This window comes from Winogradskyella sp. HB-48 (assembly GCF_049942685.1).
Lineage (GTDB): Bacteria > Bacteroidota > Bacteroidia > Flavobacteriales > Flavobacteriaceae > Winogradskyella.
In genome coordinates this window covers 876,829-889,565 of sequence record NZ_CP187934.1, presented here as the reverse complement: position 1 = coordinate 889,565, position 12,737 = coordinate 876,829, and the positions used below count along the sequence as shown (strand labels likewise).

At 36.9% G+C, this 12,737-nt stretch carries 8 protein-coding genes; 2 read left to right on the top strand and 6 right to left on the bottom strand.

Annotation, left to right across the window (positions count from 1 at the left end; translation table 11 throughout):
• Positions 1-109: 109 nt before the first annotated feature.
• From rpsI to ACPX19_RS03975, 3 genes are all read right to left on the bottom strand, one after another.
• Complete coding sequence (rpsI, locus tag ACPX19_RS03985) at positions 110-496, bottom strand: 30S ribosomal protein S9 (RefSeq protein WP_426431632.1); 387 nt, start codon at positions 494-496, stop codon at positions 110-112.
• Positions 496-951, bottom strand: a complete 456-nt coding sequence (rplM, locus tag ACPX19_RS03980) for a 50S ribosomal protein L13 (protein ID WP_426431631.1) — start codon at positions 949-951, stop codon at positions 496-498. Before rplM ends, rpsI begins: the two co-directional genes overlap by 1 nt.
• 159 nt (positions 952-1,110) lie before the next feature.
• A complete protein-coding gene (locus tag ACPX19_RS03975) occupies positions 1,111-2,091 on the bottom strand; it encodes an L-threonylcarbamoyladenylate synthase (RefSeq protein ID WP_426431629.1) in 981 nt (326 codons plus the stop codon).
• Between the two features lie 88 nt (positions 2,092-2,179).
• Between ACPX19_RS03975 and ACPX19_RS03970 the strand changes: the two genes are divergently transcribed.
• On the top strand, positions 2,180-3,811 hold the full coding sequence (locus tag ACPX19_RS03970; protein WP_426431628.1) for an ABC-F family ATP-binding cassette domain-containing protein: 1,632 nt from the start codon (positions 2,180-2,182) through the stop codon (positions 3,809-3,811).
• Between the two features lie 101 nt (positions 3,812-3,912).
• Entirely contained in the window at positions 3,913-5,862 is a 1,950-nt protein-coding gene (locus ACPX19_RS03965) for a YgiQ family radical SAM protein (protein ID WP_426431627.1), read from the top strand.
• Between the two features lie 6 nt (positions 5,863-5,868).
• On the opposite strand, the gene polA is transcribed toward ACPX19_RS03965, so the two are convergent.
• From polA to ACPX19_RS03950, 3 genes are all read right to left on the bottom strand, one after another.
• Positions 5,869-8,730, bottom strand: coding sequence for a DNA polymerase I (gene polA / locus ACPX19_RS03960; RefSeq protein WP_426431626.1), 2,862 nt, complete (start codon positions 8,728-8,730; stop codon positions 5,869-5,871).
• Between the two features lie 133 nt (positions 8,731-8,863).
• Positions 8,864-9,403, bottom strand: coding sequence for a cupin domain-containing protein (locus ACPX19_RS03955; RefSeq protein ID WP_426431624.1), 540 nt, complete (start codon positions 9,401-9,403; stop codon positions 8,864-8,866).
• A gap of 102 nt (positions 9,404-9,505) precedes the next feature.
• Entirely contained in the window at positions 9,506-12,712 is a 3,207-nt protein-coding gene (locus tag ACPX19_RS03950) for a beta strand repeat-containing protein (RefSeq protein ID WP_426431623.1), read from the bottom strand.
• Between the last annotated feature and the right edge of the window lie 25 nt (positions 12,713-12,737).

Here is a 12,737-nt window from a genome sequence, read left to right as displayed (position 1 = left end):
TTTGCTGCACCATGCAGCTGTTTTCAATAAAAAATTAATGTCAATTGAGCGCAATAGAAATATTAAAGATGCTTCGACTGCGCTCAGCATGACATTGTTTGTTTGGATATTAACGTTTAGAGAACTGGAATTTCTTACGCGCTTTCTTCTGACCGAATTTCTTACGCTCAACCATTCTTGGATCTCTTGTTAATAGACCTTCTGGCTTTAATATTGCTCTGTTTTCAGCATCAAGCTCGCACATAGCACGAGATAATGCCAAACGTATAGCTTCCGCCTGGCCGGTGATACCACCTCCATATACGTTTACAGTAATATCAAAGTTGCCATCATTGTTAGTCATGGTAATTGGTTGGTTTACTTTGTACTGCAATGTAGCAGTAGTAAAGTATTCCGCCATGTCTTTTTTGTTAACCGTTATGTTACCTTTTCCTTTGGCAACATACACACGAGCAACAGCCGTCTTTCTACGGCCAATTTTGTGAATTACTTCCATTAGTTAAATTCGTTTAAATTAATTGTTTTTGGCTTTTGAGCTTCATGAGCATGCTCAGCACCAGCAACAACAGTTAGGTTGCGGAATAGTTGTGCTCCTAATTTGTTTTTAGGCAACATTCCTTTTACTGACTTTTCTACTAATCTGGTTGGGTCTTTCTCAAACATTTCAGTAGCAGTCAAGCTTCTTTGACCACCTGGATAACCTGTGTGACGGATATAACTCTTATCTGTCCACTTGTTACCAGTTAAGTTGATTTTTTCAGCGTTTACAACAATTACATTGTCACCGCAATCAACGTGTGGCGTGAAGTTAGGCTTATGCTTACCTCTTAAAAGTACCGCTACTTTTGAAGCAAGACGACCTAAATTTTGTCCTTCAGCATCAACTAAAACCCACTCCTTATTAACGGTAGCTTTGTTAGCAGAAACTGTCTTGTAGCTTAATGTATCCACACTAATTTGATTTATTATTGTGCCTAAGGCACAAAAGATTAAACAATTCTCTTCCGAAAAAGAGTTTGCAAATTTACGACAAACAATTGGATTGGCAAATCTTATTTAAAGGTTTTTTTAGACTGAGAATCAAGCTATTTAAAAATGCAAATAACAGTTCTATTTTGTGGCTCTAATCAATCGATCATTTATGGATTTACCTAATCCATAATCGGGAAGACGTTCTGCAATTATAAGATCTAAATCTTGTTGGTCTAACTGATGTAACGCATCATATAATTTTGAAGCAGCTTCTTCAAGATTTTTACTTTCGGACAACACGATTTTAAAATGAATGGCATCATCATTCAAAATGTCATTATAAGTCAAAAGACCTATACGCAAATCCTTGTTTGCCACAACAGCTTCTTTAAGATTACTGGTGAGAATTGTTTTTGTTTTTGGGGCATAATGACGCTCTAACATTCCTGGTGCATCAGGCGCAACCTCTTTTTGACTTCGACTACGCTCAGCCGAACTGTTTTTGATTTCAATAGTTCCGACTACAGTTTCAATAGCTTCAATAGAAGTAGAGCCTAGTCTGTAAATTACAGGCTCACCATTTTCAAAACCAATAATAGTCGATTCTATTCCACTTTTACAAGGGCCGCCATCTAAAACCATTTTAATTTGGTCTTTAAAATAGTTTTCTACGTGCTCAGCTTTTGTTGGGCTTATCCTATTGAAAGGATTGGCACTAGGTGCAGCAAGTGGAAATTTTAATTGATTTAAAAGTTCTAAAATAGTTGGATGGTTAGGAATTCTAACGGCAACTGTATCTTTTCCGCCAGTAATTAAATCAGGTATTATAGATTTCTTTTTTAAGACTAGAGTGATAGGCCCTGGCCAAAAAGCTTCAGCTAAGAGTTTTGCTTTTTCAGGAATGTCTTCAACAATAGTTTCAAGATACTCGATATTAGGAATATGAACAATCAATGGATTAAAGAATGGTCGTTGCTTTGTTTCAAAAATAGCTTTTACCGCTTTTTCAGAAAAAATATTGCCAGCTAAGCCATAAACCGTTTCGGTTGGGATAGCTACAAGTTCCTCATTATTAAGAAGCTTTACGGCTTTTGATATATCTGTTGAAATGATGCTCATAGTCGGTTTCAAGCAACAAAATTACTTCAAAAAAATCAAAGATTTATCTTAAGTCTTTTAGTAGTTTTGCGCCTTTAAAATTGTAGCTATGATTTCTGTAGATAATTTAGTTGTAGAATTTAATGGGCAAACGTTGTTCAGTAATGTATCTTTCACTATAAATGAAAATGATAAAATTGCCCTAATGGGTAAGAATGGTGCAGGAAAATCTACAATGATGAAGATTATTGCAGGTGTCCAAAACCCTACTAAAGGTAATGTTAGAGCACCAAAAGATGCTGTAATTGCCTACTTACCACAGCATTTGCTAACTGAAGATAATACTACTGTTTTAGAAGAAGCCTCTAAAGCGTTTAGCCACGTGTTTGCAATGCGAGATGAAATGGATGCCTTAAACAAGCAGCTTGAAACACGAACCGATTACGAGTCTGACGAATACATGAAAATCATAGAGCGCGTATCGGATTTGGGAGAAAAATTCTATGCTTTAGAAGAAGTGAATTATACTGCTGAAGTAGTAAAAGCATTGAAAGGACTCGGTTTTAAACAAGATGATTTTAGCAGACCTACTAGCGAGTTTTCAGGTGGATGGCGAATGCGAATAGAATTGGCAAAGATTTTACTTCAAAAACCAGATTTGATTCTTCTAGATGAGCCTACCAATCATATTGATATAGAATCTGTGATTTGGTTAGAAGACTTTTTGGTAAATAAAGCTAAAGCGGTTATTGTGATTTCTCACGATAGAGCTTTTGTAGATAATATTACAAACCGAACCATCGAGGTTACAATGGGTCGCATCTATGATTACAAAGCCAATTATTCACATTACTTACAATTACGAGAAGAACGACGAGCACATCAAATAAAAGCCCATCAAGAACAGCAAAAATTTATAGCTGATAATATGGCGTTTATCGAACGTTTTAAAGGTACCTATTCTAAAACCAATCAAGTAGCATCGAGAGAGCGTATGTTGGAGAAGTTAGAAATCATTGAAGTAGATGAAATAGATACTTCAGCTTTAAAATTACGTTTCCCAAAAACCCAACGTTCTGGTGATTATCCTGTAACGGTTAAGGATGTTTCTAAATCTTATGATGACCATGTTGTTTTTAAAAATGCGAATATGTCAATATCAAGAGGAGAAAAAGTATGCTTTGTTGGTAGAAATGGTGAAGGAAAATCGACCATGATAAAGGCTATTTTAGGACAAATAGATGTTGACGGTACTTGTACTTTAGGACATAATGTGCAAGTTGGGTATTTTGCTCAAAATCAAGCAGCACTTTTAGATGAAGAACTTACCATTTTTCAAACGGTTGATGAAGTTGCAAAAGGCGATATACGTACACAGATGAAGAATATTTTGGGTCGTTTTATGTTTAAAGGCGACGATATCGATAAAAAAGTAGCTGTACTTTCTGGTGGAGAAAAAACCAGATTAGCCATGGTAAAATTACTACTAGAACCTGTAAACCTCTTAATTCTCGATGAACCTACAAACCATCTCGATTTAAAATCGAAAGACGTCCTTAAGGAAGCTTTAAAAGACTTTGATGGCACATTGATTTTAGTATCCCACGATCGTGATTTTTTACAAGGTTTATCAAAAAAAGTATTTGAGTTTAAAGATAAACGTGTGATAGAACACTTTGAAACTATTGATGATTTCTTAGCTAGAAATCGAGTAGAAAACTTAAAAGCACTCGACTTATAATTTTTTAAAAATCCAAGTACTATTTATAGTAAATTGGTTATGTGTGGTTTAACACATCTACAGATGGTTAAATTATAATTTCTAACTACCTTTGTCTCGTTATGCAGGAAGAATTAAAACTTTCTAGTTGGTTGCCTACCACAAATAAAGAGGTAAAAATTCGCGGATGGGAAGAACTCGATGTTATCCTATTTAGCGGAGATGCCTACGTGGATCACCCAACTTTTGGACCTGCAGTAATAGGACGTTTATTAGAAAGTTTTGGGCTTAAAGTAGCTATTGTGCCGCAACCCAATGTAAAGGATAATCTTCAGGATTTCGTTAAGCTGGGTAAACCGCGTTTGTTTTTTGGTGTAACAGGTGGTTGTATGGATCCTATGGTTAGCAATTACAATGCAAATAAAAAACCAAGGAAAAAAGACGCCTATACACCAAATGGTGACGTAGGTTTTAGGCCCGATTATGCTTCAACTGTTTATTCTAAAATCTTAAAAGAAAAATGGCCAGATACGCCTGTATTAATTGGTGGTATTGAAGGCTCTCTGCGTCGTGTTACGCATTACGATTATTGGAGTGACCAACTTATGCCAACTATTTTAGAAACCTCTAAAGCTGATATGCTGGTCTATGGAATGGGAGAGCAACCATTGCGTGAAATTATACGTTTGTTAGAACGTGGCGTACCTTTTAATAGTATTAATACCGTTAATCAAACGGCTTTGCTCTTAAATAGTGAAGACGAAATCCCAAAAAATAAAAATTGGGAAGATGTTGAAATAGCGTCACATGAAACCTGTCTTAAAGACAAAAAGGCTTACGCATCTAATTTCAAGATCATTGAGCAAGAGTCTAATAAATTGTACGCGCGACGTATTTTTCAAAGGGTAGGCAATAAGATGTTGATGATAAATCCGCCTTACCCTACAATGACTGAGGAAGAGATTGATGCATCTTTCGATTTACCTTACACACGATTACCACACCCAAAATATAGCAAGCGTGGACCAATTCCTGCGTTTGAAATGATTAAGTTTTCCATCAATATCCATCGTGGATGTTTTGGTGGTTGTAGCTTCTGTACCATTTCAGCACATCAAGGAAAATTCATTGCGTCGCGTAGTAAAGAATCAATTTTGAAAGAAGTTGATGTAGTTGCCAATATGCCAGATTTTAAAGGCTATTTATCTGATATTGGAGGGCCAAGCGCCAACATGTATAAAATGAAAGGTAAGGTGCAAGCTATTTGCGATAAGTGTGTGGCGCCAAGCTGTATTTCACCAGTAATTTGTAGCAATTTAGACACGTCTCACAAACCATTAACCGAATTATATCAAGCGGTTGATAGCCATCCAAAGGTTAAAAAATCATTCATCGGTTCTGGAATCAGACACGATATGTTGGTGCCAGAATTCAATAAAAATGCTGATGCTAAAGAGTTAGACGATTATACCGAAGAAGTCATGACCAAACACGTTTCCGGGCGACTTAAAGTTGCCCCAGAGCATACTAGCGATCCAGTGTTGAAGTTGATGCGAAAACCATCGTTTAGCTACTTCCATAAGTTTAAAGAGCGTTTTGATAAAATCAATATAAAGAACAAACTGAACTTGCAGTTAATACCGTATTTCATCTCTAATCATCCAGCTTGTGAAGCCGAAGATATGGCAAATCTTGCTGCCGAAACCAAAGATATGGGCTTTCAGCTTGAGCAAGTTCAAGGGTTTACTCCAACACCAATGACGGTTGCAACGGTGATTTATTACAGTGGTTATCATCCATATACCTTACAAGAGGTTAAAACGCCTAAAACCCAAAAAGAAAAAGATGAACAACACCGTTTTTTCTTTTGGTATAAGGACGAAAATAAAGCTTGGATAAAGAATACCTTAAATAAACTTGGTCGTCAAGATTTGCTTAAAAAACTTCTTCCTGAAAAAACCGAAAAATGGCGTAAAAATAAACCAGGTAAAGCCAAACATACTTTTAACGATGCCGTTCCTTTTAACCAAAGGAAAGATAAGGTGAAGTTTAACAAGAAAAAGCGAAAATAAATTATTCTAGTGCGCCTCTAACCAGTTATTGCCAAGACCAATCTCAACATCTAAAGGCACTGAAAGCTTAAAGGCATTTTCCATTTCAGTTTTTATCAGTTTTGAAATCTCATCTAGTTCTGGTTTGTAGACATCAAATACCAATTCATCATGTACTTGTAGTAGCATTTTGGTTTTGTAATCACCAGCTTCTAACTTCTCGTAAATATTAATCATCGCCAGTTTAATGATGTCTGCAGCACTACCTTGAATAGGTGCGTTAACCGCATTTCGTTCTGCTGCACCACGAACAACCGCATTTCGAGAATTGATATCTTTTAAATATCTGCGTCTGCCTAAAACCGTTTGCACATAACCATGATCACGTGCAAAATCGACTTGTTTGCTGATGTAGTTTTTCAGCTTTGGATAGGTTTCATAATACGTATCGATAAGCTCTTTAGCTTCACTACGTGATAAATCGGTTTGGTTACTTAACCCAAATGCAGACACACCATAAATAATCCCGAAGTTGACAGTTTTTGCATTGCTACGTTGCTCTCTGGTAACGTCTTCAATAGGCACATTAAAAACTTTTGAAGCGGTTGATGCGTGAATATCTTCGCCATGTTTAAAGGCATCAATCATGGTTTCTTCTTCACTTAAAGCCGCTATAATACGTAATTCAATTTGAGAATAATCGGCAGCTAACAATGTGTAGTCTTCGTTACGAGGAATAAATGCTTTTCGTACTTGTCGACCACGTTCGGTACGAATAGGTATGTTCTGTAAGTTTGGGTTATTACTACTTAAACGACCAGTTGCAGCAACGGTTTGCATATAATCGGTATGTACTCTGCCAGTTGCTTCTTCAACCTGAAGCGGTAAGGCATCTACATATGTGCTTTTTAGTTTAGATAAGCCTCTAAACTCCAAAATATTTCTGATGATTTCATGGTCTTTGGCTAAGTAACTAAGCACATCTTCAGCGGTAGAATATTGACCGGTTTTGGTCTTTTTTGGTTTGTCGACCAATTTCATTTTGTCAAATAAAATCTCACCCAATTGTTTTGGTGATGCAATATTGAATTCTTCACCAGCAGCGTCGTAAATGCTTTTTTCTAAGTTAGCAATGTCATTAGTTAACTCTTCTGAAAGTTGATGTAAAAAGCCTTTGTTTAGGTTGATACCTTCCAATTCCATAGCAGCTAAAACGCGTAGTAACGGAATTTCAATCTCATCAAAAAGCTTCTGTGTATTGGCCTCGCCTAATTCTTTTTCAAAATGTGCTGCAAGTTGAAGTGTGATATCAGCATCTTCTACTGCATATTCTGTTTGTTTGTCTAAAGGCACATCGCGCATCGATAGCTGATTTTTACCTTTTTTACCGATCAATGTTTCAATGGAAATAGGCGTATAGTTTAAGTACGTTTCTGATAGCACATCCATGTTGTGGCGCATGTCTGGATTAATCAAATAGTGCGCTAACATGGTATCGAATAATGGGCCTTTAACTTCAATATTATATTTGTCCAAAACCTTAATGTCATATTTTAAATTCTGACCAATTTTCTGAATGTTTTCGGCTTCAAAAAAAGGACGTAGTTCTTCAATGAGTGCTTGCGCTTCATCTTTGTTTTCAGGAAACGGTAAGTAAAATCCTTTGCCAGCTTCCCAAGAAAATGCGATGCCAACTAATTCTGCAGTTAACGGATTTAAACCAGTAGTTTCCGTATCAAAGCACACCGACGTTTGATTGAGTAGGTTTTTTACAAACAGTTTTGTAGCCATACCACTCGCGACACTTTGGTAAAAGTGATTTGTGTTTTCGGCTGTATTTCTCGTAAAAGAATTTGTGGTAGTTGAATCATCATCAGCGTCATTACCACCAAATAAAGAAAACTGACCTGCGCCAGCAGATGCTTTTTCTTTAAGAGTTTGAGACTTGTCTAATGCATTCGACGTGGTATTTTGGTTTGTTGACTCACTTGAATTATCGGTTTCAGTGGCAAATGTTTTTAGAAAGTTTTCGGTAAGACGTCTAAATTCTAATTCCTGGAAAATCTGTTTTACTTTATCAATATCAGGATAATCTAACTCGAAATCTTTTGCGTTGAATTTCACAGGTACGTCAAGCATTATTCGAGCTAGCTCTTTTGAAAGTCGTCCTAATTCTGCATTTTCTTCAACCTTCTCTTTCATTTTGCCAGTAAGCTTGTCTGTGTTAGCTAGAAGACCTTCCATACTACCAAACTCCTTGATGAATTTTTTAGCCGTTTTCTCACCGACGCCAGGTAATCCAGGAATATTGTCACTAGAGTCACCCATCATCCCTAAAAAGTCAATGACCTGTTCCGGTCTTTCGACTTCAAATTTTTTCTGTACTTCAGGAATTCCCCAAGTTTCATAACCTCCACCAAACGATTTTGGGCGATACATAAAAATATTTTCGGTTACTAACTGCGCAAAATCCTTATCTGGTGTGACCATGTAGGTTTTGTAACCTTCTTTTTCCGCTTGACGGGAAAGCGTACCAATAACATCATCGGCTTCGTAACCTTCTTTTACCATAATTGGAATATGCATAGCTTCCAGAATGTTACAAATATGTGGGATTGCAGTACGGATGCCTTCTGGTGTTTCATCTCTATTGGCTTTGTATTCTTCGTACATTTCTACACGATCTACACTTCCGCCTTTATCAAAACAAACTGCTAAATGGTCTGGTCTTTCACGCTTAATAACGTCTAAAAGCGAATTCATAAAGCCCATTATGGCTGAGGTATCTTCTCCTTTAGAATTAATTCTTGGGTTTTTTATAAAAGCATAATACCCGCGAAAAATAAGCGCGTAAGCATCGACTAAAAAGAGGCGTTTTTGTTCTGACATTTTGAAGAATTTTGAAGTCTATAAAACTACAAAACTTAAACTTTGAAATAAAGTAAAGACTAACTAAAAATAAAAAAGAAAGCCGTAATAAAAATTGGCTTTCTTTTAAGTTTTACAGAATAGTATAAGTTATTTATTTTACGAACGTAATACCGTGTTCACCACATATTTCTGCTACTTTTTCAAAATCTGGTGGTCCAGGAGGTAAATCTGCTAATTTTCTAAACATAATTTCAATGCCTGCGGGAAAGGCACTCGTTATCATTGTAGCTTTTTCTGTACCTACTACTTTCCATGAATGCGGAATATTTTTGGGAGCAAATGCCGTGTCACCAGCCTCTAAAATAGAGGTTTTACCATTTACCATTATTTCAACTTGCCCCTTTATAACTCTAAAAATCTCATCTTCTTTGGTGTGTATGTGTGGAGGAATTCCGGTGCCAGGTTCTACATTGTCTTCCCATTCTACAATTTGATTATCGGTTTCGCTTCCAATTAATTTGTGTGTTTGTATATCTCCAATTACATTTAGTGTCTCTCCTTCGTTTTTTCTGATAATTTTAGATTTTAAATTTCCCACATACGTTGCTATTGTGCTTGCAAAACTAGGTTTAGGTAAAAGGGTTAAAATACTCAGTCCTCCTACTGATTTTAAAAAATGTGCTCTTCTCATAATGTTAAGATTTAATAATGTTTTAAAAAGAAAGCCGATCCCTACTTCGGCTTTCTTTGCTCAAAAAATATAATTGAAGACAATCCAATTATGCTTTACATTCTATCTAATACGTTCTACTTCAAAATATGTTTTTGAAGGATTTTGGTCTACAATTACACCACTTAATGTACTGTACATATATATTTCTACATATTCTAGGGCGTCTAGTTGTACTATACAATTAATTGTTCTATGCAATATGCCATCTGGCACATCGTACACATGTGTAAAGGTGTTTTCTTTTATCAAAGTTCCATTTTTATATACAGCAATGCCATAGTTACCCGTAGTGTAGTTTGAAGATGTAGTGTAGGTTGCATTGATACGATAATAACCGTCATTTGTGGCTCTAAACCTGCTATTTGCGGTTAAATATTCACCTTGTGTATCTATATCAACGGTGCTAAATGCTATCTTTTCATAGCCTGTTCCGCCATGAATGTAAAGCCCAGACAAGGTGGATACAGCTAATGAGAAATTATTAACATTAAAGCTAAGATTGCCTAGATTAACTGTTTGTACAGGTACCCCATCATCTTCTAATGAAATTCCTAAGGTATTACCGACTAGTCCAAAAGTATCTACTTGCTGATTGTCTGTATTAACGGTAGCATCTTGGAAGGTGACATTGCCAACGCCATCTGTGGTCATTACTTGGCCGGCTGTACCATCACTAAGTGGCATATTATAAGCATCATTGATGTTCATTCGACCACTTTTGTAAATCGTTAAGGCATTAGCTCTATTGGTAGGTCCAGATCCTATACCGATACTAAAAATTCGGTCTGTTATATTGAATGAACTAGGCGATCCACTGTAGGTCGTTGCCCATAACCCAAGTGTAGTTTCACCTGTAGAAGGGGCAGTATTTCCACTTCCAAAAGCAAATGCATCACTTCCATTTACAGTATTGAAAGAACCCATAGCACCAGATCTTAATCCCGATACAGTATTATTAGCACCAAAGGCAACATTATCACTACCGGAAACAGTATTTGTTGTTCCGGAAGCCAAAGAAGCAATTCCACTTACTGTATTTGACCTTCCGAATGCAGTTGAAGAATTATCACTGGCGATATTATTTTCACCTACGGCAAACGAATAATTACCAATATTAGCATTGTTCCATTCATTTCCAGTAACGCGACCAGCTCTAAAAGCTGCCTTTCTTGGGTTGAAGAGCATACGTGTGCCAGCTCCTGAAAGTGAAATAGCATCACCAGCTCCAAAAGTACCAACGACTTGAAAGCCATCTTCTCCATTAATCTCAACGGCACCATCAACAGCATTGATACCTCTTCCTGCTCCTGGACCACCTTCATTGTAGGACTCATTGAGAGTGTTTTGTGTATCACCATCTCCAACAATATCTTGAAAAGTCACATTCCCAGCGCCATCAGTAGTCATGACCTGACCAGCTGTACCATCGCTTCCTGGTAAAAAATAGCGATTCAATACTGGATCATTCCCAATAGATACTCTCCCAGAAAATAGAGCTGCGTAGTCAGTTGAATTATTATCAACTCGAGAATAGATTCCATAATCTGTCCCAGTTGTAGAGACTACATTGTGGGTTCCATAAGCTTCGTTGCTCACGGATGCTCCACTAAAAAGAGTTCTATTGCCGTAAAGATAACTTGAATTATTTGCTGAGAAAGCTTGGTTATAAACTCCAATGTTAGTAGAGGTTGAGTTGGTGGTGTCAAATGTATTGGTAATTCCAGTTGCTCCGTCAATACCTGTATTATTAAAATAATTTACAACGCCTCTTGCTGTGCCAGAAAATCCGAAAGTAAAGAAATTGTACATGCCTGTTTTTATTCCGCTACCTGATCCTGAAAAGGAGTTGCGTATGGCTTGTATAGACGAACCAGTGCTGTTGCCTCCAATACTGTTACTTATAAGATATGCATTAGTAGTACCATTTAAAGTAGCACTATTCTCTATACCTCTAACTAAGCCTGAAGAGACAGGTGTTAACACATTGGATATGGATGTACTATTTACAGCTGGGTTGGTTTCAACATAAAGTGTTTGCCCAGAGCTCGATGTATTGCCAATTGCTACATTTCCTTGTGTAAAGATATTATCGTTTATGCTTGTAGGTGATGAGGAACCACCTTGTATATACCAATCGCTATCTTCTGCTGAAATATCTTGAAAAGTTACGTTGCCAGCACCATCGGTTGTCATCACTTGACCGTTAGTGCCATCTGTTGCAGGCATTATGTAGCGATTAGAAAATCCTGCACCAAAACTGGTACGGCCAATAAAGTAACCAGCATAACCAGATATGCTAGGTGTGTTACTATAAACACCATAATGAGTGCCACCTGCTGAACTACTAATATTAGAATAAATGCCATATTTATCTCCTGAACCATTTCCAGTTAAATTACTGTAGACACCATAGTGACTTCCATTTCCGGAATTAGATATTGAATTTAAAACCCCAAATTGTTGTCCATTATTTGTACTTAAGTTTTGACTATAAAATCCATAAACGTTCCCGATATAATTGCTGGTATTTGTAATTTGAGCTTCATATGCCCGAACATCATGATTTGTTTGTGTTGAAATACCATTCATACGAGCACTAAAAGCTTTTGTTCGAGTTGAAACACCAGATGAAGAACTGTTGTCGACAACGTAAACTCCATCTAGATTACCTCCAATATTTGAATTGTCTCCTGTTAAATTAATTTGAATGCCATCTTCTGATAAAGTATTTAATTCCATTACAGGATTTGTAACACTGCCATTACCTGTACTTTGAATGTCTATCATAGAGCTAGGATTGATAGTATTAAAACCTATTCTATCGTTATCACCACGTACATAAAATAAATTGTTGAAGTTTTGGCTGTCTACACGCAACCCGTCACCTCCTTGAATTTCGACTGGGCCATTATCTGCTGTAATTATTCTTCCTAACCCAGCTCCACCTTCATCATAAGCTTCATCTAAAGTATTGCTTGTCCCTAAAATAGAAACCCAAGTGCCACTCCCATTATCCCAATAGTAGAAACCTTTGGACGGCGTACCGTTGCCTGTTACAAATACCATCATACCATCTTGGTCTGCTGTTGGATTAGTCGTTGGGAAATTGTCTATCCTAGGAATTAATATCCCATCTTGGTTTGTGGGTGAAGTTGTGCTAGAAGCCGAAATATCTAAAGTGGATTTTGGGTCTGTATTGCCAACTCCAACCTGGGCAGTAGCAAAAAAACTGAAGCATAAAAATGCTATAATTGTAATTGTCTTCATTGTTGTAGGGTATTAAGGTTGAGAG